This window comes from Synechococcus sp. ROS8604 (assembly GCF_014279655.1).
GTDB lineage: Bacteria > Cyanobacteriota > Cyanobacteriia > PCC-6307 > Cyanobiaceae > Synechococcus_C.
On the sequence record NZ_CP047946.1, the window covers coordinates 375,325 to 401,909 of the forward strand.

The 26,585-nt window shown below is 55.7% G+C and carries 27 protein-coding genes and 1 tRNA gene; 15 read left to right on the top strand and 13 right to left on the bottom strand.

Translation table 11 applies throughout. From position 1 onward, the window contains the following. Positions 1–68: 68 nt before the first annotated feature. The 5 genes from SynROS8604_RS01895 to SynROS8604_RS15640 all read left to right on the top strand — a co-directional run bounded on the left by SynROS8604_RS01895 (position 69) and on the right by SynROS8604_RS15640 (position 3,674). Positions 69–1,556: a carotenoid oxygenase family protein gene (locus SynROS8604_RS01895; RefSeq protein WP_186544946.1), complete on the top strand. Its 1,488-nt coding sequence runs from the start codon at positions 69–71 to the stop codon at positions 1,554–1,556. A gap of 126 nt (positions 1,557–1,682) precedes the next feature. Beyond that, positions 1,683–2,435 (top strand): SIMPL domain-containing protein, encoded by a 753-nt coding sequence (locus tag SynROS8604_RS01900; RefSeq protein WP_186545752.1) that lies wholly within the window; start codon positions 1,683–1,685, stop codon positions 2,433–2,435. A gap of 39 nt (positions 2,436–2,474) precedes the next feature. Then, positions 2,475–2,882, top strand: coding sequence for an MFS transporter (locus SynROS8604_RS15630; protein ID WP_255445147.1), 408 nt, complete (start codon positions 2,475–2,477; stop codon positions 2,880–2,882). Then, positions 2,800–3,342 (top strand): hypothetical protein, encoded by a 543-nt coding sequence (locus SynROS8604_RS15635; protein ID WP_255445148.1) that lies wholly within the window; start codon positions 2,800–2,802, stop codon positions 3,340–3,342. The genes SynROS8604_RS15630 and SynROS8604_RS15635 overlap by 83 nt, the downstream gene beginning before the upstream one ends. A 5-nt stretch (positions 3,343–3,347) precedes the next feature. Continuing rightward, the gene (locus tag SynROS8604_RS15640) at positions 3,348–3,674 is read left to right on the top strand and encodes a hypothetical protein (protein WP_255445149.1); all 327 of its coding nucleotides are present in this window, start codon (positions 3,348–3,350) and stop codon (positions 3,672–3,674) included. On the opposite strand, the gene SynROS8604_RS01910 is transcribed toward SynROS8604_RS15640, so the two are convergent. The 6 genes from SynROS8604_RS01910 to SynROS8604_RS01935 are packed head-to-tail and all read right to left on the bottom strand — an operon-like array spanning position 3,659 to position 10,641. After that, positions 3,659–5,215: a BCCT family transporter gene (locus SynROS8604_RS01910; RefSeq protein WP_186544947.1), complete on the bottom strand. Its 1,557-nt coding sequence runs from the start codon at positions 5,213–5,215 to the stop codon at positions 3,659–3,661. The two genes, SynROS8604_RS15640 and SynROS8604_RS01910, sit on opposite strands and share 16 nt — an antisense overlap. Before the next feature lie 17 nt (positions 5,216–5,232). Continuing rightward, positions 5,233–6,420, bottom strand: coding sequence for an FAD-dependent oxidoreductase (locus tag SynROS8604_RS01915; protein ID WP_186544948.1), 1,188 nt, complete (start codon positions 6,418–6,420; stop codon positions 5,233–5,235). Further along, positions 6,417–7,481, bottom strand: a complete 1,065-nt coding sequence (locus SynROS8604_RS01920) for a Glu/Leu/Phe/Val dehydrogenase dimerization domain-containing protein (RefSeq protein WP_186544949.1) — start codon at positions 7,479–7,481, stop codon at positions 6,417–6,419. The genes SynROS8604_RS01915 and SynROS8604_RS01920 overlap by 4 nt, the downstream gene beginning before the upstream one ends. Continuing rightward, on the bottom strand, positions 7,481–8,518 hold the full coding sequence (locus SynROS8604_RS01925; RefSeq protein WP_186544950.1) for an SAM-dependent methyltransferase: 1,038 nt from the start codon (positions 8,516–8,518) through the stop codon (positions 7,481–7,483). Before SynROS8604_RS01925 ends, SynROS8604_RS01920 begins: the two co-directional genes overlap by 1 nt. Before the next feature lie 42 nt (positions 8,519–8,560). Further along, positions 8,561–9,181, bottom strand: a complete 621-nt coding sequence (rdgB, locus tag SynROS8604_RS01930; protein ID WP_186544951.1) for an RdgB/HAM1 family non-canonical purine NTP pyrophosphatase — start codon at positions 9,179–9,181, stop codon at positions 8,561–8,563. Next, entirely contained in the window at positions 9,178–10,641 is a 1,464-nt protein-coding gene (locus tag SynROS8604_RS01935; protein ID WP_186544952.1) for a phosphoglucomutase/phosphomannomutase family protein, read from the bottom strand. Before SynROS8604_RS01935 ends, rdgB begins: the two co-directional genes overlap by 4 nt. 52 nt (positions 10,642–10,693) lie before the next feature. Between SynROS8604_RS01935 and SynROS8604_RS01940 the strand changes: the two genes are divergently transcribed. Then, complete coding sequence (locus tag SynROS8604_RS01940) at positions 10,694–12,181, top strand: TM0106 family RecB-like putative nuclease (protein WP_186544953.1); 1,488 nt, start codon at positions 10,694–10,696, stop codon at positions 12,179–12,181. On the opposite strand, the gene SynROS8604_RS01945 is transcribed toward SynROS8604_RS01940, so the two are convergent. Further along, on the bottom strand, positions 12,178–13,032 hold the full coding sequence (locus tag SynROS8604_RS01945; protein WP_186544954.1) for a folate-binding protein YgfZ: 855 nt from the start codon (positions 13,030–13,032) through the stop codon (positions 12,178–12,180). The two genes, SynROS8604_RS01940 and SynROS8604_RS01945, sit on opposite strands and share 4 nt — an antisense overlap. After that, positions 13,029–13,598 carry an orotate phosphoribosyltransferase gene (pyrE, locus tag SynROS8604_RS01950; RefSeq protein ID WP_186544955.1) on the bottom strand — a complete coding sequence of 190 codons (570 nt, stop codon included), beginning with the start codon at positions 13,596–13,598 and terminating at the stop codon, positions 13,029–13,031. Before pyrE ends, SynROS8604_RS01945 begins: the two co-directional genes overlap by 4 nt. Positions 13,599–13,688: 90 nt before the next feature. On the opposite strand from pyrE, the gene SynROS8604_RS01955 reads away from it, so the two are divergent. From SynROS8604_RS01955 to SynROS8604_RS01980, 6 genes are all read left to right on the top strand, one after another. Continuing rightward, a complete protein-coding gene (locus tag SynROS8604_RS01955) occupies positions 13,689–14,177 on the top strand; it encodes an occludin/ELL family protein (protein ID WP_186545753.1) in 489 nt (162 codons plus the stop codon). A gap of 13 nt (positions 14,178–14,190) precedes the next feature. Then, positions 14,191–14,263: transfer RNA gene (locus tag SynROS8604_RS01960), tRNA-Ile, on the top strand. Between the two features lie 14 nt (positions 14,264–14,277). After that, positions 14,278–15,555: a hemolysin family protein gene (locus SynROS8604_RS01965; RefSeq protein WP_186544956.1), complete on the top strand. Its 1,278-nt coding sequence runs from the start codon at positions 14,278–14,280 to the stop codon at positions 15,553–15,555. A 53-nt stretch (positions 15,556–15,608) separates the two neighbouring features. Beyond that, positions 15,609–16,613, top strand: coding sequence for a Gfo/Idh/MocA family protein (locus SynROS8604_RS01970; protein WP_186544957.1), 1,005 nt, complete (start codon positions 15,609–15,611; stop codon positions 16,611–16,613). A gap of 642 nt (positions 16,614–17,255) precedes the next feature. Next, entirely contained in the window at positions 17,256–17,660 is a 405-nt protein-coding gene (locus SynROS8604_RS01975) for a hypothetical protein (RefSeq protein ID WP_186544958.1), read from the top strand. After that, positions 17,657–18,109: a hypothetical protein gene (locus SynROS8604_RS01980; RefSeq protein ID WP_186544959.1), complete on the top strand. Its 453-nt coding sequence runs from the start codon at positions 17,657–17,659 to the stop codon at positions 18,107–18,109. Before SynROS8604_RS01975 ends, SynROS8604_RS01980 begins: the two co-directional genes overlap by 4 nt. A 131-nt stretch (positions 18,110–18,240) precedes the next feature. Here the strand turns inward: SynROS8604_RS01980 and SynROS8604_RS01985 are convergent, their stop codons facing one another. Continuing rightward, entirely contained in the window at positions 18,241–18,702 is a 462-nt protein-coding gene (locus SynROS8604_RS01985) for a transposase (protein ID WP_255445150.1), read from the bottom strand. 388 nt (positions 18,703–19,090) lie between these two features. On the opposite strand from SynROS8604_RS01985, the gene SynROS8604_RS01990 reads away from it, so the two are divergent. Both SynROS8604_RS01990 and SynROS8604_RS01995 read left to right on the top strand, forming a co-directional pair. Beyond that, positions 19,091–19,900 (top strand): hypothetical protein, encoded by an 810-nt coding sequence (locus SynROS8604_RS01990; protein WP_186544960.1) that lies wholly within the window; start codon positions 19,091–19,093, stop codon positions 19,898–19,900. Between the two features lie 142 nt (positions 19,901–20,042). Continuing rightward, positions 20,043–21,218 carry a hypothetical protein gene (locus SynROS8604_RS01995; protein WP_186544961.1) on the top strand — a complete coding sequence of 392 codons (1,176 nt, stop codon included), beginning with the start codon at positions 20,043–20,045 and terminating at the stop codon, positions 21,216–21,218. A 135-nt stretch (positions 21,219–21,353) separates the two neighbouring features. Here the strand turns inward: SynROS8604_RS01995 and SynROS8604_RS16190 are convergent, their stop codons facing one another. The 3 genes from SynROS8604_RS16190 to SynROS8604_RS02010 form a co-directional block, all read right to left on the bottom strand. Continuing rightward, a complete protein-coding gene (locus SynROS8604_RS16190) occupies positions 21,354–21,761 on the bottom strand; it encodes a lasso peptide biosynthesis protein (RefSeq protein WP_186544962.1) in 408 nt (135 codons plus the stop codon). Next, positions 21,758–22,027 (bottom strand): PqqD family protein, encoded by a 270-nt coding sequence (locus tag SynROS8604_RS02005; RefSeq protein WP_186544963.1) that lies wholly within the window; start codon positions 22,025–22,027, stop codon positions 21,758–21,760. The genes SynROS8604_RS16190 and SynROS8604_RS02005 overlap by 4 nt, the downstream gene beginning before the upstream one ends. A 429-nt stretch (positions 22,028–22,456) precedes the next feature. Continuing rightward, complete coding sequence (locus SynROS8604_RS02010) at positions 22,457–25,705, bottom strand: glycoside hydrolase family 15 protein (protein ID WP_370586576.1); 3,249 nt, start codon at positions 25,703–25,705, stop codon at positions 22,457–22,459. Between SynROS8604_RS02010 and SynROS8604_RS02015 the strand changes: the two genes are divergently transcribed. Then, positions 25,698–26,483 carry a WecB/TagA/CpsF family glycosyltransferase gene (locus SynROS8604_RS02015; protein WP_186544964.1) on the top strand — a complete coding sequence of 262 codons (786 nt, stop codon included), beginning with the start codon at positions 25,698–25,700 and terminating at the stop codon, positions 26,481–26,483. The genes SynROS8604_RS02010 and SynROS8604_RS02015 overlap by 8 nt on opposite strands. On the opposite strand, the gene SynROS8604_RS02020 is transcribed toward SynROS8604_RS02015, so the two are convergent. Further along, positions 26,422–26,565, bottom strand: a complete 144-nt coding sequence (locus tag SynROS8604_RS02020) for a photosystem II reaction center protein K (protein WP_006853705.1) — start codon at positions 26,563–26,565, stop codon at positions 26,422–26,424. The genes SynROS8604_RS02015 and SynROS8604_RS02020 overlap by 62 nt on opposite strands. Positions 26,566–26,585 lie beyond the last annotated feature (20 nt).

The following is a 26,585-nucleotide window of genomic DNA, read 5'->3' on the forward strand; positions in this document are numbered from 1 at the left end:
GGATCTTCTCTCAAGGCCACGCTTCATGGTCTGTTACGAGAGGATGGTGATTGCCTTTGGGTAATCCGGTGACCATTGCACCCTCCTCTGTTCGTTTCAATCGCTCGGAGTGGTCCAGTGCCTTCCGCAACGTGGACGAAGAACTCACGGATGTGCCCTTGAAGCCCGTGAGAGGCGCGCTGCCGGATGCGTTGCGCGGTTCGCTCTATCGCAATGGGCCTGGTCGTTTGGAACGCGATGGTCAGCGCGTGCATCATCCTTTTGATGGCGACGGGATGATTACGGCTCTGCACTTTGATGCGGACGGCGTGAGCTGCAGCAACCGTTTCGTGCAGACCAAGGGCTGGAAAGCAGAGGAGGCTGCCGGGAAGGTGTTGTTCCGCGGTGTTTTTGGCAGCCAAAAGCCTGGAGGTCCGCTCGCGAATGCGTTTGATCTGCGGCTCAAAAATATTGCCAACACCAATGTGGTTCGGCTTGGAGATGATCTCCTGGCTCTTTGGGAAGCCGCTGAGCCCCATGCCTTAGATCCCCAAACCCTAGAGACAAGAGGCATCTCTCTTCTTGGCGGTGTGCTCAGCAAAGGGGAGGCCTTCAGTGCACACCCCCGTTTCGACCCAGGTCATCACGGTGACCCGCGAATGGTGACCTTCGGCGTGAAAACCGGGCCTCGCAGCACCATTCGCTTGATGGAATTTGCGACCGCAGATGATGTTGCGGCTGGGATTCGAGCTGGTGATCTGCTCAGTGATCGTCGCGATACGTTTGCCGGATTCGCCTTCCTGCATGACTTCGCCATCACCCCGAATTGGGCGGTGTTTCTGCAAAATTCGATCAATTTCAATCCACTCCCCTTTGTGCTCGGACAAAAAGGCGCGGCTCAATGTCTCACGTCCAACCCCAATGGAAAAGCCAAGTTTTGGTTGATCCCCCGAGATAGCGGCGCTTTCGCTGGTCAGAAACCTCGCGTAATCGACGCTCCTGATGGCTTCGTGTTCCATCACCTCAATGCCTGGGAAGAGGACGGGGAGGTGGTCGTGGAGAGCATCTACTACAGCGACTTCCCATCGATTGGTCCGAATCAGGACTTCGCTGATGTGAATTTCGATCTCATCCCCGAGGGCTTGCTCGAGCAATGCCGCATCAACCTTGATTCAGAGTCGATTCAAACCACCCGCCTGAGTGAGCGCTGTTGTGAGTTCGCCATGGTGAACCCCAAACAGCAGGGTCTTCCCTGCCGCTTTGCCTGGATGGCTGCCGCGGCGCGAGAACAGGGGAATGATCCCTTGCAGGTGATTAAAAAACTCGATCTTCAAACCGGCGAACGACACATCTGGAGTGCAGCCCCCTCTGGCTTCGTGAGTGAACCATTGATGGTGCCTCGACCCGGCGCCAGTGCAGAGGACGACGGCTGGGTGTTAGAGCTCGTTTGGAATGGAGCGAGACAGGCCTCCGATCTGGTGATTCTCGCCGCTTCTGATCTCGCAGAAGTGGCCGTGTTGGAGCTCCCCCTAGCCATTCCTCACGGACTTCATGGCAGTTGGGTGCCAGAGGCCTGAACGCAAAGGGAGGAGGTCATGGTTAGACACATCTCAAGGGATGGCTAGCCGCTCTTTTTTCGTCTTTCCCTTCAGGCTGGGACTGGATTGAGAACGTTCTCGATGACTGCCTCAATGATTGCCTCGATGACTGCCTTCGTGACCGCTGCCATAACGCGTCGGATCGTTTGCTCTCGACAGAGACGGAGATCCGGATCGGCGGTCTTGATTCCGGTTGTTGTTGGTGTTGGCCTTGGCGCAGCGACGCCTGCCTTGGCGTCAGCTCAGGAGTGCAGAGGCACCTTGTTGGAATTACAAGTGCAAGAAAGTGCAAGTACCGCCAGTGATCGCTTTCGCTTTTCGCTTGGATTGCAAGCTGAAGCTTCTTCCAAAGCGGCTGCGATGGAGCTTCTCAACCAGCGCCTTGATCGGGCGCGCCAAGACCTGAAGCCCCTCGTTCTTGGTGCTCTGAACATTCCCGCTCCGCGCAGCTACTCCTTTGGCGGTGGCAGTGCCTCCAGTCCCAAATTGGAGCGTGCCTCGACGAATGTTCGTGGTGAGGTGAGTCGCGGGAATTACGACGCGCTGATTCAATTGGCTGGTCGCTCGCCTGGCGTTCGCCTCCAAGGGATGACATCCCTGGCCTCCAGCCGTGGGGGTGTGGCCTTGGAGGATCAATTGCTGAAACAGGCCCTGAAGGAGGGGCGTCGCCGCGCGAACGTCACGGCGAGCGCCTTGGGGTTAGGCCGCGTGGACCTGCTGCGAATCAACCAACGCGCTGGAGGTGTGCGGCCCGTTGCCTATGCAGAGGCAAGGATGTCCAAGCCAGCGTTTCGTCCTGACGAGGCCCCAAAACCTATGCGGTCGCTCACGCTTGGCTTGGATTATTGCCTGCGCTGATGCTGGTGGACACACTCAAGGGCTGGTGCCTTTGCCCGGATGCCCCATCGCCGCCTCTGGTTGGTCAGCTTGCTGTTTGTGGCCTGGCTGGTCTGGGCAGAGACCAGTTCTCAGTTTTACGACCATGCCCTTGGCCGTGATCTTCAGCTCTCGGCAAGTCGGGTCTCGCTGATTGCAGGCAGTTTCCTGGTCCCCTACGGCTTGCTGCAGATCCCCGTCGGGCGTCTGCTTGACCAGGGCCGAGTGGATCGCTGGATCTGGATTGCCGCCCTGATGGCCTCCGGGTTCAGCTTGACGTTTGCATTCAGTACGGATCTTGTGGGGCTGATGCTCAGCCGGATGGGAACCGGGGTGGCCTGTGCCGTTGCCTTTCCTGCCTCGGATTTGCTCGCTCGTCGCGCTTTGCCGGCGCACAGATTTGCCTTGGCGATGGGCCTTCACCGATAGTTCGCTCGGCTGGGGTGCTGTCTTTGCTGCCCTGATCCCGCTGGTGTTCCCCTGGACGGTTTGGCGTCAGTTGGTGGTTTTCCAAGCGCTGTTTCTGGTCGTCATGGTGGTGGTGCCGGTGATCGCCCTTGGCCGAGGGGTGCCATCCCCTGAGCGACCCCAAACCCTTGGCAGCTTGGCCTCCCCTGCCCCCCCGATCCAGTGGGATCGCGCTGGTGTTGGCAAGGTCATCAAGGCTTGCTTGATGTACGCCTGGGGTGGTGGGTTTGTGTTTGGTTTGGCCCAGTACGGGCTGATTTCAGGATTGCCTGTTTGGGGCGTTGAGCGCACGCAGTGGATGTCCCTGACGATGTCGTTTGGAATTGGTGTTGGGATCGTGTTGGCTGGTTGGATCGGGAGCCTCGCAAGCCGCCGGGGGCTGATGCTGCTCACTGGCACTGGCATGAGTGTGTTGGCCTGATCGCCTTGCTTCAGCTCCCGAATGCCATGGGAGGCCTGTTGTTGCTGGCAGCCCTCGGACTGGGTCTTGGGCTTGGATCCTCGGTCCTGGCGTTCCTGATTGCTGAAGACGCAGCACCTGCGGGTCAAACCGGCCTGATCGTGGCCATCGTGAACACCACTGGCACCGTCACCGGCGGGGTGATGTCGATCGTGTCCGGGTTGATTCTCGAGGCCTCAGGACCGGGTGATCTGAGCCCGGTCCTTGCGGTCTATGGCCTCTATGGCCTCTTTGGTTTTGCGGTCGCGGCTTGGATTCAGTTCAGTAGCGCTCCCGTTCAATCAGTAGCTTGACCGCTGCGTTGCCATTCCTTGAAAGCCAGCCTTGGAGCGCTCCACAGCGTGAACAACACCAGCGGTGTGACGGGCACTGCTGTGATCACGATGAACGCTTGCAGGGCATCAATCGAGGTGCTGTCACCTAAGCCCGTACCGATTCTCAACAACACCAAGGTGAGGCTGCCGATCATCAAGGCCCAGAACAGCCGCAACCGCTTCGATGGCTCATTGCGTCCGCTTACCACCATGGCGGCGGCGTAACTCATCGAATCGGCACTGGTGCACATGAACAGCACCACCAACAGCAGCCCGATCGGGATCAGCAGACCTGAGAGGGGAAGCGCACTCAGGATGGCCAGCAAGGATGCAGCCGCTCCGCTCTGCGCTAGGGCCTCACTGATGCCTGCGCTTCCGAGCTCCAGGTTCATTCCAGTTCCACCAAGCAAGGTGAACCAGAGATTGGTCACGATCGGGCAGAGGATGGCAACAGCTAAGACCAGTTCACGGATGCTACGGCCACGGCTCACTCCCGCCGTGAACAGACCCATGAGGGGCGCATAGCCCAAGAACCAGCCCCAATAAAAAACAGTCCAGCTGTTCAACCACGGTTCTGTGACGTCTGTTCGTGGCATCAAAGCCATCTGAGGCAGATGCACCAGGTAGGTCCAAAAACCGCTGAAAAAATGCTGGATGAGCCAGATGCCAGGTCCGAGGATCAGCAATCCGGCCCCTAATAAAAGGGTGAGCCAAACATTGAGTTCCGATAGCCACTTAATGCCTTTTTGGATGCCGCTGACGGTGGATGTGGCAAACACTGCTGTGAGCAGGACCACAACAAGCGACTGAAGTCCTGCACTGTCACTCAGCCAGGGGAGTTGTCCCGCTGCATTGCTGAGTTGAAGCGACAGGAAACCCAAAGGGCCAACAGTTCCGGCGATGGCCGCGACAACCGAAAGGCCATCGGCAAGATCCCCAATGGGGCCGTTCACCCAACCCTTGGGAAGGATGTTGACCAGGAGAGTGCGAGGCCGTAGCGGTTCCCCTCGCTGTTCCAAAATTGAAAATGTGATCGTGGTGGTGGTGGCCACGAGCGCCCAGGCGAGGAAGCCCCAGTGCAGAAAGCTCACGGCTAGAGCTGGATCAACAGCTGCCGCTGTGCTTCCCACCACTCCTTCAAAGACAGGGGAGGGTGTTTGAAAGTGGTAGAGCGGCTCAGCTGCAGACCAGAACACGCCGCCGCCCGCGAGCAGGGTGCAAATCAAGACAGCGCACCAATCGAAAAATTTCAGACTGGGCTTTGCTGTACCGCCCCCAAGCCGAAGTTTCCCCACCGGACTGATGGCAATGGCCAGGGCGATCAGGAACAGCAGCATCACCATCCATTGCCACAGCCCTCCGAGCGAATGGCTCACGATGGTTTTGCCGGTTTCCGTGAAGTGCTTCGCTAACGCCAGATCAATGGCGGAGACCAGCAAGAAAATCAGCAGGGGGATGGCACCAACCCAAAGGGGTGGCTGGCTCAAGGACGAGCGGACTGGGGTGGGGGATTCAGACAATGGTTGTATTGAGGGATTCAGGCGCGGACGGCGTCGCGTTGATGGCTCCAGCAGGAGATATCGGCTGCTGGTTGTTCTCCGCTGGCAAGACGGGCGAGCGAATCACCAATCAGCGGCGCAAATTTGAACGATTGGCCCGATCCACCGGCAAACAGGCTCAGCTTGGGGGTGAGACGATCCAAGACGAAATTCACATCGCTTGTCATGGAATAAGGGCTCATCACCGTTTCCACCCGCTCTTGCACGCCGTCCAGCTCGTTGAATAGGAAGGTGTCCAGGAGCTCCAGGAGGCGGGCTGGTGCTTCGGTGCACATGGTGTTCGGTTCAGCGACGCGGAGCTCCTTGGGAGACCAGTCGATCCCGGCTTTGATGCGAGGACGCCCGTCAGCAGTGGTGCTGAGAGAGGGGAAGCCGTAATAGAGGCCGCCGTCATCGCCGCGCTCTTTCTGGAAACAAAACCACTGGGGATAGCGGCTGGCGAGGGCTGGATCCACGGTGTAGTGGGCCCAGAGCATTGGCCAGATTTCTAGTTTTGGTGCGAGTCCTAACGGGGCCAGCAGGAGTTGACTCCAGATGCCGCAGGCCACAACAACATGGCCAGCGCTGATGTGATGACCACCTTCGAGGGTGACGCCGCCCCCATCGGCATCAATGCTGCTGACGGGACTGTGCTCAAGGACTTGATGGCCTGCTTGACGGGCGGTTCGAACCCAGTGAGCAATCACCTTGTCGCTGCGGACAGCACCAGCGGTGGGTTCGAACAGTCCTGTGAAATCGGCTTTTGGTTTCAGCGGGAAGCGCTCTGCGATCTGAGCAGCATTCAGGGCTTCATAGGGAATGCCCTGATCGTCCATGACTTTGCGGGCGCCCGGGATCGATCCTTCGATCGTCTCTTCATCCCAGCTTTCTCCGTAAAAGAGAAGCCCATGGGTGTCTCGCAACACTTCCCCGGCATGGGCCTCCTCCTCTCGCCAAAGGCGATTGGCTTCCTGCGCAAGGCGGCAGAGCACCGGGTCGGAATACATCTCCCGGAACATTCGGGTCTCTCCGAAGCTGCTGGCTCGCGCATGGGCCAGGGTTTTGCCTTCAAGAAGAATCACGTCGCGGATTCCTCGGCGCGCGAGCGATGCGGCACAGCTGAGGCCGGCCATGCCGCCACCGATGATCACGACGGCGGCGCTAGCTGGGAGCGAAGTGGATGTCATGCGGCTGTTCCGAAGCTGAGTCCAATGGGATCTTTGCCGGTGTGGGCGGCAACTTCAACCAGAGCGTCACTGACGGTAAAGCCATCGCCACGTTGTTTTAAAAAGTCCGTGGCGCGCTGACGCACTTCGTGGCGTACGAAGTCGTACACCTCTCGAGCTGAAGCCTGGTCCCAGGCATCTGGGGAGAAGCGCTCGATGGAGTCGGCGATGACGGCGCCAGCATTCACGAGTGGATCTGGCAGGACGCGAATGCTGCGTCGACGCAGATCATCGGCAATCTCAGGCTGCTGGAAAGGAGCATTGGCCGCTGGAACAATCGCGTTGACCTGCATGGCGTTGGCCATCTCCGTGTCGATCAAACCGGAGATGGAGCAAGGCAACAGCAGGTCGAGTGGTTTCTCCCACCAGGAGCTGCTCGGTGGCAGAGGTGTTGCGCCCTGAAGCCCCGCCCGCTCGGGGTTCATGTCAACGGTGAAAACGTCCCAGCCATGCTGAATCAGCGTTTTTGCCACCGTTCCACCCACGGCCCCACAACCGTGCACAAGCGCTTTGCCTGGCTGCGCCTCCGTTAACGATTGCGCAAGCACGGCTTCAATGGCACCCACGGTGCCGAAGGCGGTGGCGGCGCTGGCATCCACAGGGCTTCCGACGGCAGCCAAGACATGGGGTGTGAGCGACATCAATCGCTCCATGTCTTCCAGGTTGGTGTTGAGATCACATCCCGTGATCATGGCGCCGTTCAAGGATTGGAGCAGCTCAGCGGTGACGCTGATCAACTCATCTTTCACAGTGGCGGGTTCCGCAGCCCTGGCCACGATTTTTCCGCCGGCAAAGCCCGTTCCGTAGAGGTCGTGCTTGTGCGTCATCAGACTGGCCAAGCGATGCCCATCGGCGATGCAGGCCTCATCACTGGAGTAATTGAGCAGCCGCAGGCCACCATTAGCGGGTTTGCCGGTATCGCTGCTTTCGGCTACGACAAACACCGAAAGATGATCGGAGACGTGTTGAGCCAGCACCGACACCTCAGGGGGGCCGGCGGATTGCAGAGAAGCCATGGTCATCAGGCCACGCGCTCCATGATCTGGTGGTGCTCCACGTAATCGAGGCTCCACTCCTCTGGAGAGGCTGCAATGCGCTGCTTCAGGCGCTCATAGACAAGATCGGCTGTCTCATCACCAGCGACGGAGGCAAAACTGTGGCGGCTCCAGCTGCGGATGGTGGCCATCAGTCCCTCGGCGAACGCCGCGGTGTCTGCGTCTTCGTTCCAGCGCTTGCGATAGGGGCAGGGCACGTAAACGGTGCGCTCGTCAACAAGCCTGAGGCCATTGAGATAGGCCGCTGAAGTCTTGTCCTTCAGGGGGGCCATGAATTCGTCCGGAGACTTGTAGAAATTCAGGATCGTGCCCTTGCGGTAGATCTCTTCGCTGATCACTCCCTCATCAGCCAGGCTGCGCCAGATTTGATGGAGCTGGTCGTGAACATTGCGAGTGACTCCACCGTTATGACCGAGGTATCGGCCTTCTTCATCACGGGACAAATTCACGGTGAGCAGGCGGCCGCCCACGGCGAGCTCCACGCTGCGGAGCTCGAGGATGCTCGCCCAATCCTTCATGGCCTGAGCCGTGAACCGCGCAAGGGCCTCTTTGTCGTCTGATGCGAGCACATGGGTGTGCGTGTTGAGGGGGCCTGGGGATTCACTCAACCAATGCATGGCTGTTGCTGAGAAGCCGAAGCTCACGGTCTCAGGGGCCACCAGGGGTTCGTAAAAGCTACGAGCACTCACCAGGACGGTGGGATTGGGCGCGCGGCCCAGCTGCTTGGCAATATTTTCGGCCAAGGCAACGTTGTCGTTGCTAGGGAGATCGTTGCCGATCAAGGTGAGATGGGCCTTGGGCTGACGTTGATGCAGCCGATCCATAACCTGGGACCACAGCCCGACAGCGGTGCCTCCGTCGGCAGCGCCGTAATCCATCAGCACATGGCTGCAATCGTTCGTTAATTGTTCAACACAAGTCAGGGCCCAGTCCGAGGCTGCATCAATGCAGAGGCGTGCGCCTTCGGTTTGAGCGCTGTAACCCGTGGTCATGGCGATGGCCATAGACCTTGTCAGTAGCAAGGGGCACCGTACCGCGTTGTTCTGTTAGCGATTTGGCGTTGTGCCCAGGTCTTGAATTGGGTTGTGGGCGAGAAGCTTCTCCAGTTCTGGCGTTAGTAGGGCAAAGGCGCGTCCTCGATGTCCGTGTTTTTTTTTGTAATCCAGACTCATTTCCGCAAAGGTGAGTCCACTGTTTTTGACCTCAAACACGGGGTCGTAGCCGAACCCTTGCGTTCCTCGGGCGCTGAAGGTGATCGAGCCTTCGCAGTGCCCCTCCACGGCTGCAAGCACGCTGCCGTCCGGTGCTGCGATGCAAAGCGCCGCACTGAAGCGCGCCTGGCGGTCGTTGCGATCTCCCAGCTCTTGGAGGAGACGTTGAATCCGTTCAGGGTCGGAGTCTGCGTAGCGGGCCGAATAGACCCCAGGGGCACCCCCCAGTGCATCGACGCTCAGGCCCGAATCATCGGCGAGTGCCCAATGGCCAGAGGCTTCTGCAACGGTCCTTGCCTTGAGCAGGGCGTTGTCGCGGAAGGTGCTTCCGGTTTCCTCCACCTCGATCCCCTCGGGTTGGGGTTCCACTTGCAATGGCCAGGGTTGCAGCAGGTTCGAAAATTCTCGGATTTTGCCGGCATTGCCGCTGGCAATTACCAGGACGCGGTTGGTCATATGGCGGCAGCAAAGGTGCGGGCCCAGCTCAGAACCTCCTCCACCCGCGACGGGCTTGGGGCTTCGCAATAGAGGCGAAGCAAGGGTTCCGTCCCAGAGAAGCGGAGCATCAGCCAATGGCTCGGCCCCAGCCTGAGTTTGACGCCGTCTGTGCTGACCACCTCGAGCACAGGGGATCCAGCAACCTCCTGGGGAGGCGTGTCTGCCAGCAGGGCTTCCAGCCGCCGGCGGGAAGCCATATCGGCGAGGCGGAGATCGAGTCGGTCGTAATGAGCCTCGCCTCCACATCGCTCCTGAATGGCTTTCATGCGCTCGCCAAGGGGCGTCTTGCTTTCCACCAAGGCTTCGAGCACGAGCATCGCGGCAAACAGGGCATCCCGTTCTGGTAAGTGCATGCCAAACCCCACGCCGCCCGACTCCTCGCCGCCGATCAGCACCTCTCCAGCCAACATTTCAGCAGCGATGTACTTGAAGCCCACAGGCAGTTCAAGAACCTCCCGCCCCAGATCTTCCGCCACCAGGCGCATGAGGTCGGAGCCGCTCACCGTTTTCACCACCGATCCAGGAAGATTTTTGGCGCGAGCCAAGTGATCGATCAGCAGGGGCATCAACTGCTGGGTGCTGCAGAACCGTCCGTTTTCATCCACGGCGGCGATGCGGTCTCCATCGCCATCAAACACCAGCCCAACGGCATCACGGCCGGCTGCTTTTGAGTCCTTCAGCGCTGCGATCAGCTCCCCTAGGTGAGGGGCCAGGGGTTCCGGTGCACATCCGCCAAAGAGGGGATCACGGTTGGTTCGGATCTCGGTGATCAGATCCTTGGCGTCGTCTCCCAAGAGGTCTGCAACGCAACCGGCCGCCGACCCATGCATGGGATCGACGAACACGTGCAGACCCATGGCGCGCAGGCCAGTGCTCAGAGCCTTGAGGTCCAGTTTTGTTCGCAATCCTGCGAGATGTTCCCCGCGGCCATCAAAGCGTTCGTAACGGCCCGCCACCGGTGCTGTGATCCCTCCAGCGGCGAGCCGGCGCTCCACCGCTGCCGTGAACGTGCCCTCGACCGATCCACCAAAAGGGCCTTTGATTTTGAGGCCAAGCCATTCCGGAGGGTTATGGCTGGCCGTGATGACCAGAGCTCCGAGCGATTGGCGCTCCACCACAGCCCAGCTGCAGGCCGGTGTGGGAACAGCTGTATCGGTGAGAAGCGGCTCAAGGTCGCAGCCACGGACCGCTGCCGCGACGACTTCGGCCAATTCAGGGGCGAGGAAGCGGCGGTCGTAGCCGATCACCACCGTGCGGCTGTTCAAGCCTTCAGGTGCCTGGTGGGCGAGCTCCTGGGCTGCTGCGACGGCAACAGGAAGCAATCGCTCCACGGTGATGTCCACCCCCAAAATGCCTCGCCAACCATCGGTACCAAAACGGATCGGGGAGGCCTCCAGTGGGAGCGGGGAAGACACCATGGGTTGCAAGCGATGCACAGGATCTAGCAGCTGGCCGCCTTACCGTCGGTTCATGGGTGCCACCCCTCTCGCTGACAAGCCGCTCACGGACAGGTTGCTGCGGAGCTGGGTGCGCTGCCGGCGGAGGGCATGGCTCGACCGCCATGCCAATCCAGATGATCGGCTTTACACCGCCCATCGCACCCTGCAGCTGGATGACCAACAGCGCAGTTTTGTGGCCTTGCTGCCAGGGAAGCCAGGGTATGGCCAGGCGGCTTGCGAGCGCGGAGAGGCCGGCGTGGTGGGGGTGCGATTGCGCGGGGTCTTTCCTGATGTCTCAGCCCAGAAGGATGCGGCTCTAGAGGCCCATCCGCCTCTGCTTGAACGGGTGAAAGGGTCCAGTCGCTGGGGGGAATTTGCCTATCGGCCCGTGATTGCTCGGCAGGGCCGCCGCTTAACCAGAGAACATCGTTTGCAGCTTGCTTTGGCTGGACGCTTGTTGGCTGAATTCCAGGGTGGGCCAGTGCCGGATGGCCTTGCGGTGGCAGGCTCGGGGTGCCGCTTAGAGCGGGAGCGTTTACCGCTTGGCAACAGCTTGAACCGTCAGCTCGATGAGGCTCTGCTGAGGTTGTCAGCCGACTTAACTAGAACCGATCCGCCGGCTTTGGCAGCAGATCGACGCAAGTGCACGCTGTGTAGCTGGAGGGGGCTCTGCAACGACGTGGCGTCTCATGAAGGGCATCTCAGTGAGGTCAGTGGAATTGGGGCCAAAAGGCGCGAGATGTTGCAAGACATCGGGGTGAATAGTCTCCAGGCCCTGGCTGCAGCCAACCCCAAGGATCTCGCTGGGCAGCTCAATCGCTTCGGCGAGCAGCATGCAGCGATGGCGGCCCCTTTGGTGGCCCAAGCCCGTGCCCAGCGAGATGGGGTGGTTGAGCGTCTTGATGCACTCCCAGCACTCCCTGAATTGCTGAATGCCCCAGGGGTCTTGCTTTACGACATCGAATCCGATCCGGATGCCCGTGATGACTTTTTGCACGGATTTGTGCGCTTGCCCAAGAACGGAGGTGAAAGCTGGGATCTCACCCGTGCCACCTACCACCCGCTGCTGGTGCTTCAAGAGCATGGTGAGAAGCGCTGCTGGCAAAGGATCCAACGCTTCCTTGCCACCTATCCCGATTGGTTGATCCTTCATTACGGCGAAACCGAGTCGCTGGCTTTGTTGCGCATGGCCAAACGCCAGGGCGCCTCAGACCAAGAACAGCAAGCCCTGCGAGAGCGCTTGATTGATGTGCATGCCCGCTTGCGTGCCCATTGGCGGCTTCCCCTCAGCAGCTATGGCCTCAAGGCCGTTGCGGGTTGGAGAGGATTCAAGTGGGGCCAGTCAGGGGCCGATGGTGCCAGGGCCCTGTTGTGGTGGCGTCAGTGGCGCGGTGAGGGGGTGAACGCGCGAGGCTCCAGCCATGCCTTGCGTTGGATCCTCACCTACAACCGCGACGATGGAATGGCCACTTGGGCTGTGGCCCAATGGTTGTTGAGCGCTGATCAAGGTCTGGTTTAAGGGCGTGTGGGTGGCTCGGAAAACGCCTGTGGTTTGGACAGCTGAATCGAGCCTTGATCGTTGTCGAGGCTGAGCTGGGGGTCTGCCAGGGCATGCCGGCGCACGAGGGCGAGGCCGATCCATTCCGCTGGCGCTCCCTCAGTAGGAGCAATCTCCATGGCGGAGGTAATGACACCAGCGCGTTCACCCTGGCGTCGCAGCACGGTGCCCCGTTCAGGGACAGTCCCCTGAAGGTCGCTGGAGGGGGTGCGCCAACGCCGGAGTTGTTGCTTGACCTCCCCTTTTGAAGCGAGCTTTGCCACCGTTTCCTGCCCTAAATAACAGCCTTTGTTGAGATGCACCCAGGGGGAGAGGCCCAGCTCAAAGGGATTGGTGGTTCCATCCAATTCACCAGGGCTGAGAGGCCATCCCTGGTCCAGACGCCAACGCTCGAGTTGGTGGGCGTTGGCGACCTCACTGGCGGGAAAACGATCGCTGGCGTCCGGTGCATCCTCTGCCCAAGAGACGTTGACCGGATCCATCGGTTGGCCTTGCACCAGCAGCTCTTGTCTGCGTTGTTGTCGGTTGCCTTTGAGACGGACGCGGTCGGCTGGAAAAATCACACGGTCGAACCCTTGGCTAAGGGCTTCCACCGTCCCAGTCAGCACGAGCACATCAGCGCCTGTGGCATCCACTCGGATTTCAAGCAGAGCCTGCACCCGTCCGGTGGCATCCAGCCAGCAGGCCGGCAGGGGGGCGCCCTCCTCCGCCTGCTGGACGTCGGCACTGGTCTGACCTTGAAGAAACGTGCGACTGCCACTTCCCTCGAGACGCAAGACCGGGAAGCGTTGATCCCAAAGGAGCTTGTTCATGCTTGGAGTTCACGGGACAGGGCGGCCACCTCTTCCAGGCGATAAAGGCTGAATAACTCAAGACCAGCGGCTTGCATGGCAGCAGCCCCTCCCTCTTCACGGTCCACAATCGTCACCACCCGATTCACGCTGTAGCCCGCTGCTCGGAGTTGTTCGACAGCCTTGATCGACGACCCACCGGTGGTGACCACATCTTCAAGAACGGTGACGAGCGCGCCTTGCGCAGGCAGGGGACCCTCCAGCCAAGCCCCTGTGCCGTGGCCCTTGGCCTCTTTTCGCACGATCAGAGCGTCCAGCGAGCGTCCAGCCTGGGCGGCAACAAGGGCAACGCCACTAACGAGCGGATCGGCTCCCAGGGTGAGACCTCCAACGGCGGCCGCGTCGGCTTCCACGAGAGCCAACATCGCTGGGCAGAGCAGGGCTAGGCCTGAACCGCTCAAGCTGACCGGCTTGCAATTCACGTAGTGATGACTGCTGCGACCGGACGCGAGCGTGAAGCTGCCGTGGCGGTAAGCCTCTTTCGCTAACCCCTCCAGCAGAGGGTCGTGTTGAAAACGTTGAGACATCGGGGCTGGTGCGAAGCGAATCCTCTTCCTAGTTTGCGCGCAGTGGTGACGGTTTTTGTGCGCAGGCTCCCGTTTGGTGTTCTGGTGGTCATGGGCCCACTCGCTCTGTGGCAGGCCAGCCCTGGTCAGGCCAATCCTGTGGTGTGCGAGACAAGCCTTGAAGCTCCTTCGTCTTCAAGCCGTGCTGGCGAGGTCCTCGCTCCCGTGGAGGTGAGCCGTTGTGGCTCTGTCAAAACCACGGATGCGCTTGTGACTGAGCGGTTTTATACCTGGACGGCACCCTTCGCTCGTGGCGTTGATGTGATGCACCAGATCACCGACCTGCTTGGCATTGCAGTGGCGGGGCCTGAGGGCAACAGGGTGATGGGATTTGGCTTCCCCGATCAGACGATTGTTTGGGATGGATCGGCCATTCAATCCACGTATCAGGTGTTGCTGGAGGAGCAAAGTCCGGCCATTCCCTGGCGCACTGTGGATATTTCCAACGGATTCACGAGCAGCTTGGCGGAGGAAGGTCAGGTCAGAATGCCCATTGAGCGGGAGGATCCACCCTCAGCACCCATTCGTGCCTTGTGGTAACCCTTGATAAAGCGGGGGTCTAGCAATCTGGTGAATGCAGCGAACTCATAATTCGCCTTAGCCGAGTTCGATCCTCGGGACCCCCATTCATTCATGACTCATGCGCAACCTGCTGCTGATCGCGCTTTTGGTCTTACCGGCGTTTTTTGCAGCGGCGGAAGTGGCCTTGCTGCGACTGCGGCCGAGCCGCGTTCATGAACTTCGAGAGGAGGGTCTGCCAGGGGCTCCAGCGGTCGAGCGCCTCCAGCGCCGGTTGCGAACGGCTCTGCTGATGACCCAGTTCGGAACCACCTTGTCGTTGGTGGCGCTCGGTTGGATTGCGAAAGGCTTTGGTCAGCGTTGGTGGCCGATGGAAACCCCCGCCGGTCGTTGGTGGGATCTGGCCTGGTTCCTGGTGTTGGTCGTCTTGGCCACGTTGTTATCCGGGTTGCTCCCACGGGCTTTGGTCCTTAGCCGTCCGGAGCCAGCTGCCTTGCAATTGTCTCCGGTCCTGGAAACCACCATGCAGGTGTTGCGTCCCCTGCTGTCAGCCCTGGAGGTCATCGCCTCCCTTCTGCTTCGTCTCGTGGGCTTGAAGCCTCGCTGGGATGCACTCGTGCCGGCACTCACAGCTGGTGAGCTGGAGACCCTGGTGGAGAGTGGTGGAGTCACGGGACTTCGGCCGGATGAACGCAACATCCTCGAAGGAGTGTTTGCCTTAAGAGACATGCAGGTGAGGGAAGTGATGGTGCCTCGCTCTGGGATGGTCACCCTGCCGGTGGAGGTGCGTTTCGCCGAGTTGATGGAGGCCGTCCACCGCACCCGACATGCGCGTTTTCCAGTGATTGGGCAGTCGCTGGATGATGTGCGTGGCGTGCTCGACTTACGCCGCTTGGCTGAGCCGATCGCCCGTGGCGAACTGCAAAAAGATTCCGCTCTTGAGCCCTATTTAAGTCCTGCCGAGCGGGTGCCTGAGACCAGCAACCTCGCCGAATTGCTGGCGATTATTCGCTCTGGACATCCGTTGCTATTGGTGGTGGATGAACACGGGGGAACCGAGGGATTGGTCACTGCCGCCGATCTCACGGGTGAAATTGTTGGCGATGAGCCAGAGCAAGAAAGTGCCGAGCCAGACCTGCAGGCGATTGAGGGACAGGAAGGTGCCTGGTTGGTTGCTGGTGATTTGGAGATCTTCGAGCTCAATCGCCAACTCGACCTAGACCTGCCTGAGGCCTCGGACCATCACACCCTTGCTGGCTTCTTGTTGGAACGGTTGCAGCACATTCCTTCCGCCGGAGAAGCTCTGCGGCACAACGGAGTTCAATTTGAAATCGTCACGATGAGAGGCCCGCGCATCGTTCAGGTGAAACTGGTGATTCCCGGAGTGACAACCCTCTGAAGCAGCCCTAGCTGTTGATCACCGATAATCAGCTTTGACCTGCATTCCCTCCGATGACCGACCCTATGGTTCCGGTAAAGGTCGGAGTAATTGGAATCGGCAACATGGGTTGGCATCACGCCCGTGTTCTCAGTCTTTTGAAGGACGCAGATCTTGTTGGCGTCTCCGATCCGGATGCCGAGCGCGGAGCGTTGGCAAAAGACCAGTTCGATTGCCGTTGGTTCGCGGATTACCGCGAGATGCTGTCTGAGGTCGAAGCGGTTTGCATCGCGGTGCCGACCTTGCTTCACCATGCCGTTGGTTTGGCCTGTTTAGAGGCTGGGCTGCACGTTTTGATCGAAAAGCCAATTGCGGCCAGTCAAGAGGAGGCGGCTTCGCTCAGCGAGTCGGCAAGCCGGGTGGATCGGCTGCTGCAGGTGGGGCATATCGAGCGCTTCAATCCTGCGTTTCGTGAGTTGACCAAGGTGGTGGCGAATGAAGAAGTTGTTGTACTGGAAGCCAGACGTCATAGCCCCCATTCCGATCGAGCCAATGATGTCTCGGTGGTTCTTGATTTGATGATCCACGATTTGGATCTTGTCTTGGAACTCGCCGGGGCATCCGTCGTGCATTTATCAGCGGCTGGTGGACGTAGTGCTGAAGGGCCGATCGATTACGTGAACGCAACACTTGGATTCGACAACGGTGTGGTCGCAAGCCTGACGGCCAGCAAAATGAGCCATCGAAAGATCAGGAGCTTGAGTGCGCACTGTCGAGGAAGCCTTGTAGAAACTGATTTTCTAAATCACACCTTGCATATTCATCGGCGTGCCCATGAGTGGTATTCCGCTGATCACGGTGAGCTTTTGTATCGCAACGATGGATTCATTGAAGAGGTGAGCACCACGTCGATTGAGCCGCTTTACGCCGAGTTGGAGCATTTTTTGCAGTGCGTTCGCGGCCGTGAAACCCCTGCCGTGGATGGCCAGCAGGCTTCTCGTGCCCTGCGCCTCGCCGACCTCATTGAGCAGGCGGTGGAGCGGCCTGCTGGAGGCGTCACACTTTCTTCGCCTATTTGAGCCTTCTGGGAATGACTTCGATAGGACCGATTTGAGACGCTGGCCCATTCAGAGAATTGTTGAGATCTTCAGTTTCCTGTCAAATCTGATTTTGGACCAGATAGTAAGTCAAGGTTATTGAAACTTAAAGCCTTTGCTGAGAAATATAGGTTGTCTCGTTTTGCTGAATTGTCTATACGTTATCCCGATTGTTTGAACTTTTCCAAAGTGAACTTCTTTGATTAAATTGTTTACGATTACAGGTTTCACCTGGATTGAATTAGGGAGACTCTGTACATCAAAAGCTGCTGCGACGGTAATACCTGCCGAATGAACACAGGAGAAATGATCAGACTGGGCCAACCTCTTTGTTGAGCTTATATTTATGGCTGTATTGATAAAAGCTTTGCGTGAGCTTGGAAGGACTGCAAAGCCTTGATTGTTATCCCCAAGGCTGTTGATGTTGATTTCTCTAAGTGAAGAATGAAAATGCTACCCCTTCTAGCCATTCCTCACTCAGCAAAAAACCTTGATGGTCCCCAGTGTGATGAATAAAGGATCGGACACTGGTTAGAGCAGCCCTGAAGGAGAGGTGCTGAGATGTGCACTTGAATCAAGTGATGCATAGTAGATATATTAAATTGTGTTGGCTTAGTTATGCTAATGAATAGACCGCAAGATATCAATTTTGTTATAGTTACGTCTCTTTTGGAGGAAAAGCAGGCTCTTCAAAATTGCTTAGGTATTGAATTTGAAGCAATAGCGAAAAATAGAATTCACTACAATTTGGGCACAGTAAAGCATAAAAAACGAGCTATCAATGTTGCTATAGTCCAGCCGATTGACATGGGGCCAATACCAGCGGCTGTCATTGCTACAAAATCAATAATAGAGTGGCAGCCTGTCGTCATTGCGATGACCGGAATATGTGCAGGGAAATATTACTGTCTAAAGCTAAGTCTTCGACCACATAGCCGGAACGTACAAAAATGGCTCTATTACACCCTTTCAGCAATCAATAGGCCAAGATCAATGGGTACTGCAATTTATTCAATCAATAATAGATGACGAAAAATATAGAAGAGATCTCTTTGAGTCACCCTAAACCTAAAAGCGCTACTGGAAAAATTGATTCCCACATCGGACCAATGGCATCTGGCAGCTTTGTTGTCAAAGACTCGGAATATATAAAAGATCTTCTTGACAAGGCCTCTAAGCTTTATGGCATCAATATGGAATCTTATGGAGTTGCATCAGCAGCAAAAATTTGTAGTTCACCGTTCAGCAATGTCACGTGGTTGGTCACTAAAGGAGTCGTGGATTATGTTGATAATAAGAAGAAAGATGACTGGCATTCGTACTGTGCATTTGCAAGCACAAAATTTCTGATAATTATAATTAACGAAATGCTGAAGAGAGATAATGCTTGCGCATGGCTAGAGAATCAAAGAAAAGTAAAAATACTAAAAACCAGCGGCATCTGTCTGATTAATAGAATGGATTCGTTTGGCAAATAACGGAGAATAATGGAATCAGCGATCTGGGCTTGAGATTTGCCTAAGCCCCTTTTCTAGCACTTGTTTCTTCTCAGTCATGTGCCTAGTATCTTTCACTTAGGGAAGCTCTGGGAAGAATTGTTCTTAGCTGTCTAGGCAACGAGTAGCACGCTTTGAATAGGTGATCTGGCTTGGACGGTCTCAAAAATCTGTTCGCCGAGCCCATGCTTCTCAAGCAGATGGCGGAAGGTGAGGATTGTTGTCTCATCGAGGATCCGGTCGCTGATCAGCTCGATGCCAGCAAAGCGGCGCATGGTGGGCACCTCAATCAGGGCCTCTTCCAACGGCCTCCGGCCCACTCCGCTTCGCTCCGTAAACGCCGGGGCACTCAGGGAATACCACTGCTGCAGCAGGTGAATCAGCAACATGGTGCCGAGCGGATAGGGAGGCCGCCCTCTTTTCTTGCTCGCCTTGGTGTATCGGGGCTTGATCAAAACTATCAGCGCCTGCCATGGCACGATCGCCTCAATCTCAAGGAGAAATTTCTCACGCTTGGTCTGCTTCTTGTCTGTGGTCAGCTCGTAATCTGAGAAGCCGAGCTGCTTGCCACCCATCAATCCAGTTCTGGATAGCGATCACAGGTCCATTGTCGCGTGGATCGCCTGGGTTTCCCAGCGTCTCCTTAGCAGCAGAGTGAAAGTTGATGAGTATTTGTCACGATATATTCTTTTTGTCCTGCTCGCTAAAATAGTGATTTTGAGAGAATTGTAGATTGATCTATTTTGGACTCTGCATTAAACTATTTCAGAAATTAGTGGACCTAGAAGCTATTTCTACTTTCGGTATGAGCATGATCTGAGACAGAAAAAGATATTACTTTGCAAGCAAATAGTGTCAATAATACTTGTTTTTTGGACAGCAAGTTAGGCGCTGGGTTCATCATTGATTAAATTGTGTTGCGTCGTTTATGTTACATTGGTTTTATCTAGTCAATGAATGAAGATGGCTGATCAAAACTTGAAAGCTTCCCAGGTTTCGTATCCTTGGTACGATTCGAGATGGCTGCAAAAATACAAGCTTGCATGTCGTGCAATCAGCAGTCATCATCCAGGTAGGCTGCAGGAATTCAAGAATGCATTCAATGCTCTCAGAACTCGATCTGATTTTAAGACATTAGAGTATAAATCAATTTTTGACGAGAGCACTCTTACAAGGATACGTGAAATTATTAAATCAATTCGTCCAACAGAAATTGAGTTGCATGAGCTTAGGGATTTTCGACGCTTTATTCTGCATGATCATCCTTATATGACCATGTTGCAGAACAACTTAATTGATTTAGTTAGCGAGGGAGCTGGAGAGGAAGTTGAACCGGCTTATAATTTTCTGTGTCTTTATCGTTCCGGTGGTGTTTGTAAGGTGCACATGGATGCGCCAGTAGCTAAATGGACTTTAGATGTTTGCGTCGAACAGGATGAACCTTGGCCTATTTACTTGAGCCAGGTTTTGGATTGGCCTGAAAATTATATTCAACCGCGTGGTGATTGGGAAAAGCAAATTAAAATGTCCTGCGCTAACGAATTTGATAGTTACTCTCTGGATGCAGGAACGGGAATCCTATTCTCTGGTAGTAGTCAATGGCATTATCGGGATAAGAAACCAATGTCTTCATCCCCAAAATTGTCACCTTTTTGTGATTTAATTTTCTTTCATTATATCCCAGTCGGAATGAGTGAGATCGTAAAACCAATGAATTGGCATCGAATCTTTGATTTGCCCGAGCTCTCCGCTCCTTCCTTTGAATGTGATTAACATCTATCCTGATAGATATTAAGGATTAATATTCAGGAAGGAAAGGGACTATTTGCATGCTTAAGTTTTGCAATCGTGATAAGTAGATTGATTTCTTTTCGGCGCAGGCTATTATATTTTGTAATCGATTGCTTTTCTGCTAATGATTGACCATGTCAACGCAAAAAATAGTTACGTTGGGTCAATTTTACGTAAAATTGTTTCAATTGTTGTTGAGGCGGGTGCCGAGCTTCATCCCTCTCTCCTGATAGTTGAAAAAGATGGTGAATTATCACTGCATTCAAGTATGCCTTTGAAAGTAAAAGATTATGCTCAATTGTGCAGTCTTCCCCGTGTCTTGTTGTTGCCTACGAATGGAGCAGACTGGCAGATTTGCTCTGAACAATTATTCTTAAAAAGGGCTCCTGATTCTTTGAGTTTAATTCAAGAAGAGTTGCTTTGCCTTCATGTTGAAATTTACAATGCAACATGTAAGATAAAAAATAGTTCCAAGCATAATCTCTCGCAGCTTGTTTTGGAGCGGCCAGAGATATTGGAAGCTGTTCAACAGATCCAGCCTTATAGGACATTCGATTTATCATTAGCCGATCAGTTTGTATCAAACCGATTGTGTTGGATTGATGATGTATCCACAAGCGCAGAACATGTGGAGCAGATAAATAATTCGGATTCAGGGGAGCCTGGGATCTTTCCAATAATGGATTTTTTGAATAATCATCATGATGCAGGTAATTTTGAGTTTGATGACTATTCAGTTAAGATGGAAATTTCCAGGCCAAATAATACTAGTGAATGTTTTTTGCGTTATGGAGGGCGGCGTGACGTACTCGACTATGCATTAGGAATGGGTTACTTCGACCAAACATCACCGTATGCACACTCCGCTCCGTTTTCAGCCGAACTGAACCATCTTGGTGCTCTTCAGATTGAATCTTTACTTTCAAGACCTAAAAGTCGTTTTGATCCACCGCATGTCCAATTTACAGATGATGGCATCCGATTAAGTCATTTCACATGTCATCTAAAGAAGCCCAATCGCTCTCTTCTGGCCTTTTCTTTAGCGATTGAGGGGCTTTCGCGTCGCTCTGGCGGCACACCATCAGAGGCCAAAGAGCTTATATTGCTTGCAAAGGATGCCTTACTTCAAGAAAACCTGATTCGTCTTGAAAAATTACGATCAGCTGCTAATCCTTATGCCATTCATTGTCCCTCGGCCCAATTGTTGATGGATGCTGCACGGCGGCAGGCGAATATTCTTCAGGTTGTTTTGGGGTCGAGCTCAAGAAAAACTATTAATTATACTTTTCCACGCGATTGAATTTTCTTTTAATGTTAATTTGATTAAGAATAAAGTTTTTGAGTTGTCCCAGAATTCGAATCGATATTTTTTTATTGTTGGTCGAGGTAAATTGCTATTGGCAAGCACAACTGTTAGTGGTGAATACCGTATATTCTATAATGTTAAGATATGGCAATCGTCGTTAGCATTAATGCCTGGGGTGAGCTCCTTGCCTAAGCTTGTAAGCCAAGCGTGAGGAATTCGGAGATCTTTCCTTACTGCTGTCATTCCTATGTGAAGTTCATTTTGTACGCCTAGAATATCAAGTAATACTCTGCCAAGAGTCGACCGACTTAGGCAACTAGAAAACATCTTGGAATGGCAGCTTCTCTGCATTATAAGGCTTTTGACTCTAGGGATTAAAAAAGCAATCAAACGCTTTTGGCTCTTTAGCGTTAATTTTTTCCAAGGCCTGTTTTTGATTAAATTAAAAACCACATAGTCAGGAAGTAAATTGATAAGAAGCCATATGTTAGCGTCTGCCAGACTGAAGAATAGATACGAAGCGGGCCTTAAGTTCATCGATTTATTGCTTTGATCATGCCTTTATTTACTGCTTCTTGGAGGAAATTAGCTGTCTCTTTCGTGCATTGATCAGGTTCAACGTCGAATTGGTTCAGCAATTCAGAGATGATGTCTTCTATAGTTTTAGGTACGCTTATTGCATTCCATATGGCAGTCCCTGATGAATTCAAATTTAAATATTCCGCAGTGGAAGGATCAAAGAGGCATGCCGTGCCATCCAGCTCGGCAGAGCAAACATCAGAACTCCGAGAATAAAGCTTCATGAATCTAAGTTTTTCATTATTTTATTGGGCTGTGATTCCTTGTCAAGTTCTTTGAAACGTTTTCGCGCGGGATATTAATCAAAGACCCGACTAAAAGTGGTGTGCGGAATTTTTTTTAAGCCGCTGAAAGTACTTGTGCCTCTAGCTCCTATGTTCCCTTGCCTTAAACGCCTGTTTGAGCAATCTCTTTGCGTTGTCAACGTAAAGAGATTAATTATCTACTTGATGCTCTAATCGAGCAATTGCGGCGTTGGGTCTCTGAGGGGATTCTCTCCATTGCTTATGGCCTTAAGTCTCGGCTGATTGCTGCCTTTGATTGTTGAAAAGCTTGTTGAACTTGGAGATGATATTTGATGGACTGATTGTGCTTTGATTGCTTTTATTTGTGTCATTTGCTGGCAGGCTACGATTTTTAAGACTTATTTGTTATTATAGTATTCCTTCTTGTTCGGTTAGTTCACGCATTGCTTCGATCAGCCATCGGCGGCATCGAGCAGGGGATGCTTGATAAAACTGACTCCAAGCCGCGGCTTTGTGTTGGTTGTAGCTGCCAATGTCTTGATCGGGATGGGTGCTTTGCCAGCCCACACGCACGGCATGGCCAATCACCACATCCAGTGCAATGTCGTCCTCAAATCGCATGTCAGGATTAGTCATCGCGAAGGCCATCAGAGAGAGCAGGCTTTCCGTGCACAGTTGGCGGTACTCAGCAGCTTCAATACGACTGAGCAGGTGCTCGACCTGAATGGCGAAGTTGCGTTCGCCTGGGGTTTTTTCCAGCACCAAAGCGCTGGTTAGACGGTTGCGTCGCTCCAATTTGTCTCCGATTACCAGCCCACGGCAGTGATGCAGGAGGGACCAGATGCCGGCATAGAACTCCTTCGGGACTTGTTGCAGGGAGCCCAAGCGCATGCGGTGTTGCAGCCAGTCGGATCCGCTGGGTCGTTCCTCAAGGGGCTCAGGCACGGTCCACTGCACATGTCCGCGCAGGTGAAGCAGCTCTCGTCGCTGTAGGGCTGCGCGGGCGTGGTCGACGTCGTTTAGCAGGGCTTGAAGGCGCAAGCTGATCGCATGGGGGGCTTCGCTGCACAGGGCTTCAAAGGCTTCGTCCTGACTCAGTTGCCTCTCGGCTGCGAGTTCTGAGGTGAGCAGAAGCAGCAATTGCCCCAGCTGCAGGGTGAGCGTGCCCTTGAGTTTTTCTGGTTCTCGGCGGGCAAGGCCATCAAGAGCCACGAGCAATTCCTGCTGCAGCATCCGTTCTCGGCCGTCATTGCCACAGGTGCGTTCAATCAGCGCGGCAATGGCCGGGCTGGAAGCCGGGGCGCTGAGACGGGAGTCGCTGGTGTAGTTCCTTCCCACCACCACTTGCTTTTGGCGGCTGAGTAGGTCGATCACAGCATCCTCAAGCTGAGGATGGACCTGCCCCATTGCACCTGCACAGCGGCGTGCCACATTCCAGTCACCCTGGCTCAGCCCGCGGTGGTAGATCTCCTCCAGCAGGGTGACCAGCTCAATCGGTGTGCCTTGAGGGCCACTGAGAATCGCTCGAGGCCCCAGTTGGCGCTTGAGCAGTTCAAGCACTTCGGCTTGTTCTCGGAGCGAGTGGCTGCTCCAGAGGCGATTGCGGAGCTGAGCGAGGGGGATGTCATCGAGCTCCTGCTCCTGGGCTGCGGTGAGGTCGCTGAAGTCGGTGGAGTCTTGTAGGTAGCGCGCTGCATTGCTCCGTTGCTGGGCGTTGCTCTTGGCAGTCGTGGTGGGCAGCGTCACCCACTGAGCGCTGAGAGAGAGTGTTTCAAGGTCGCTGAAGCAAACAGGAACATCCTCGATGCGTCCGGATTGCAGACGCGTGGTGAGATCGACCAGCAGCTCAGGGTTGTTCTCAAGAAGGTTGGCTTCCACTGGGATCAGCAAGAGCGGTGAACCTTCACCGCGCCAGTGCCGCTGCAGCAGGTGCAGTTCATTGATGACCGTTTCCATGAGCTGGCGTGGGTCATGACTGACGAAAAAGGTGTCTTCTTCCAACACGGCCGGTAGGACGGCAAGCTGCTCGTCGCCCTGGCGGTAGAGGCGGGCTGTGTCCGAGGTGTCGGCTCGGAGCATCGGCTGACCGCTCAAGCGCAGAGCTTCATCTGCCCCGACGGCGCCGAGGCGATCGTTGAGGTTGCTGGATGGCACCACCTGGATCGGGCAGGCCTGTGGATCGCTGACCGGGAGCCCTCGTGCCTTGAGTTCAGCGGCGAGGGAGCTGTTGGTGGGTGCAAGGGCCACCAGAACCTGTTCGGCGCCGATCTCGGCGGGGAATCGGCGGCCGCAGGGATCCAAGTCCCCTGGCTCGATCAGTCCTGCCATCAGCATGTCCCCCAGCCAGGCAAGGCTCTGGGTCCAAAGCAAAGGCACGTTCTCGTTGGCTAGGCGTTGTTGGCTTCCTGGTGCCCGTCGTTCCAGTTCCACCGCACTGTCTGGGACCAGATAGAGCTCGGGGTAGAGCTGCTGTCCATGGCGTTCGACCTGCAGGATTTTGAGCCGTTCTTGCCAGTAATGCGCGTCGGTCCAACGCTCTTCGCAGCAGGCTGTCAGCTGCTCATAGGCCAAAAAAAGAGGCCATTCCGATTCCACGCCTTCGAAATTCACGAGTTCGGCCCGTTCGTAATGCAGCCGACTGACGTCTTCGACAACGGTTTGATGGCCGTCGCGGCGGAAGCGTTTGTATCCATAGGGGCCACCGAGCTCGCGGCGGATGCGTTGGACGGTTCGCTCCACCAGCTCGTGCTCTTCCACCGCCCAGGCTGGGTAGCCGATGATCGAGAGACAGGCGCTGTCGACCTCCTTGCTGGCGGATTCCCTGGGCAGAAGTCCTTGCAGGGCCCGACGCAAGCGGACGACAGCCCCTTGCGGCACCAGCACCTGCACCGATCCATCCCCGTGGGAGCTGAAAAGATCCACGCCATCAAGGGCCTCAAGTGCCGCTTTGGCCATGCCAATGGAACTGGCGTTGCGTTCGGGCAAGCCTTGATTCCCCTTGTCTCCCCGCTCCCAAATTCCGTAGTCGGGCACTCGGTAGGCCCGGGCTACGTAGTAGACGAGGTTTTGGATGAACGCCACTTCATGGCGATTGCGAATCACGGCGAGACCGCCGCGGCTGAGTTGAGCGAGCTGCAATAAGAACAGCGATGTCGCATCTAGTTGCAGATGTCCCCAGCCGTCATCGGCCACAACCTGATCGCCATTGGCGCTGTTGTATTTGGCATGCAGGGCGTCGAGCGGATCGAGGCTGTACTTGAAGCGCTCCACTTTTGAGGCTTGGCGCATCATGCTGTTAAGCAAGCCGCGCATCAGCCCCAGAACCCGTTGTTCGAGTTCCCAGCTGCGTTGGCTGCTGCCTCCGTGAAGGCGACGATGGGCGATCGCCAGGCCCCAAACGCACTGAATCGAGTACACGCAATCGCGAACCCAGGCGTCTCCGTAGTTTCCGTGCACGGTGTTTGCCGTGCTCGCTGGAAGCAATCCGCTCACGGGATGCTGACGTTCTAAGACCACCGCTTCGATGGCCAGATCCAGGCTCTTTAGTTTTTCAAGGCGTAGCTCGTGCTGCTCCTGAGGGGTCGGATGCGACAAAACCGTGGCCTTCCAAGCGACCGGATCTAGATTCTCGCTCGCAGTCGATTTAGGGATGGACATCACCAGCATCGGTCCGCGTGATCAACGTCGCTTCCAAGTGCTGGGGGTGCCAGTCGATGCTTGTCGCGATGTCACGGCAGCAGCCATCGGTGTGCATGCCGACGGGGGAGGTCAGCTCGTGACCCTGAATGCCGAAATGACGATGGCGGCACGTGCCAACCCACGCTTAGGCGCCGTGATTGCTGACGCCGATCTGGTGGTCCCCGACGGTGCAGGCGTTGTTTGGGCTCTTCGTTTGCAGGGTGTCCGGGTTCGCCGAAGCCCTGGCATTGAACTGGCGTGGGACTTGTTGGCTTATGCCGAGGCCCATGGTTGGTCGGTGGCGCTCGTGGGGGCTGCGCCGCAGGTCATGGAGCGCCTGTGTGATCGCTTGGTGGTGGAGCGGCCTGAATTGCGCCTGGTGCTGGCGCAACATGGCTATCTCAGCGAGGAGAAATGGCCTCAGCTGGAAGCCAACTTGTGCAAGCTGAACCCAGATTTGGTGCTTGTTGCTCTTGGCGTTCCCCGTCAAGAAGTTTGGACTCAGCGCTTGAAAGCCACGCAAACCGGCATCTGGATGGGTGTGGGTGGCAGCTTTGATGTCTGGGCTGGCCTCAAGGAACGGGCACCACGATGGGCCAGCCATTTCCAGGTGGAATGGCTTTACAGGCTTTTGCAGGAACCAAGCCGTTGGAGGCGTTATCTCGCCCTACCCCAGTTTGTTTGGGCTGTTTTGGTCAGCGGAAGCCGACGGAAGCCTGCCAAACAAAAGCAAGCAACAGGAAGAACAAGGGAATGATCGGCAGGATGTCGATCAGCGGACCAAAGGCTTGATAGGCCTCAGGTAGCTGGGCCAGCAAATCGAGGGTGTAAGCAGCCATCCCGGCGAATTCAGGGTCGG

Excerpts from the sequence above, each read along its gene's own strand:
- SynROS8604_RS01995 (WP_186544961.1), top strand. The coding sequence starts at position 20,043 with ATGATTGACCATGTCAACGCAAAAAATAGTTACGTTGGGTCAATTTTA.
- SynROS8604_RS01925 (WP_186544950.1), bottom strand. The coding sequence starts at position 8,518 with ATGGCCATCGCCATGACCACGGGTTACAGCGCTCAAACCGAAGGCGCA.
- SynROS8604_RS02010 (WP_370586576.1), bottom strand. The coding sequence starts at position 25,705 with ATGTCCATCCCTAAATCGACTGCGAGCGAGAATCTAGATCCGGTCGCT.
- SynROS8604_RS01990 (WP_186544960.1), top strand. The coding sequence starts at position 19,091 with ATGGCTGATCAAAACTTGAAAGCTTCCCAGGTTTCGTATCCTTGGTAC.
- SynROS8604_RS01975 (WP_186544958.1), top strand. The coding sequence starts at position 17,256 with ATGAATAGACCGCAAGATATCAATTTTGTTATAGTTACGTCTCTTTTG.
- SynROS8604_RS02015 (WP_186544964.1), top strand. The coding sequence starts at position 25,698 with ATGGACATCACCAGCATCGGTCCGCGTGATCAACGTCGCTTCCAAGTG.
- SynROS8604_RS01900 (WP_186545752.1), top strand. The coding sequence starts at position 1,683 with ATGACTGCCTTCGTGACCGCTGCCATAACGCGTCGGATCGTTTGCTCT.
- SynROS8604_RS01945 (WP_186544954.1), bottom strand. The coding sequence starts at position 13,032 with ATGAACAAGCTCCTTTGGGATCAACGCTTCCCGGTCTTGCGTCTCGAG.
- SynROS8604_RS01955 (WP_186545753.1), top strand. The coding sequence starts at position 13,689 with ATGGGCCCACTCGCTCTGTGGCAGGCCAGCCCTGGTCAGGCCAATCCT.
- rdgB (WP_186544951.1), bottom strand. The coding sequence starts at position 9,181 with ATGACCAACCGCGTCCTGGTAATTGCCAGCGGCAATGCCGGCAAAATC.
- SynROS8604_RS01965 (WP_186544956.1), top strand. The coding sequence starts at position 14,278 with ATGCGCAACCTGCTGCTGATCGCGCTTTTGGTCTTACCGGCGTTTTTT.
- SynROS8604_RS01980 (WP_186544959.1), top strand. The coding sequence starts at position 17,657 with ATGACGAAAAATATAGAAGAGATCTCTTTGAGTCACCCTAAACCTAAA.
- SynROS8604_RS16190 (WP_186544962.1), bottom strand. The coding sequence starts at position 21,761 with ATGAACTTAAGGCCCGCTTCGTATCTATTCTTCAGTCTGGCAGACGCT.
- SynROS8604_RS01970 (WP_186544957.1), top strand. The coding sequence starts at position 15,609 with ATGACCGACCCTATGGTTCCGGTAAAGGTCGGAGTAATTGGAATCGGC.
- SynROS8604_RS01985 (WP_255445150.1), bottom strand. The coding sequence starts at position 18,702 with ATGGGTGGCAAGCAGCTCGGCTTCTCAGATTACGAGCTGACCACAGAC.
- SynROS8604_RS01920 (WP_186544949.1), bottom strand. The coding sequence starts at position 7,481 with ATGACCATGGCTTCTCTGCAATCCGCCGGCCCCCCTGAGGTGTCGGTG.
- SynROS8604_RS01915 (WP_186544948.1), bottom strand. The coding sequence starts at position 6,420 with ATGACATCCACTTCGCTCCCAGCTAGCGCCGCCGTCGTGATCATCGGT.
- SynROS8604_RS01940 (WP_186544953.1), top strand. The coding sequence starts at position 10,694 with ATGGGTGCCACCCCTCTCGCTGACAAGCCGCTCACGGACAGGTTGCTG.
- SynROS8604_RS02005 (WP_186544963.1), bottom strand. The coding sequence starts at position 22,027 with ATGAAGCTTTATTCTCGGAGTTCTGATGTTTGCTCTGCCGAGCTGGAT.
- pyrE (WP_186544955.1), bottom strand. The coding sequence starts at position 13,598 with ATGTCTCAACGTTTTCAACACGACCCTCTGCTGGAGGGGTTAGCGAAA.
- SynROS8604_RS15630 (WP_255445147.1), top strand. The coding sequence starts at position 2,475 with ATGCCCCATCGCCGCCTCTGGTTGGTCAGCTTGCTGTTTGTGGCCTGG.
- SynROS8604_RS01935 (WP_186544952.1), bottom strand. The coding sequence starts at position 10,641 with ATGGTGTCTTCCCCGCTCCCACTGGAGGCCTCCCCGATCCGTTTTGGT.
- SynROS8604_RS02020 (WP_006853705.1), bottom strand. The coding sequence starts at position 26,565 with ATGGCTGCTTACACCCTCGATTTGCTGGCCCAGCTACCTGAGGCCTAT.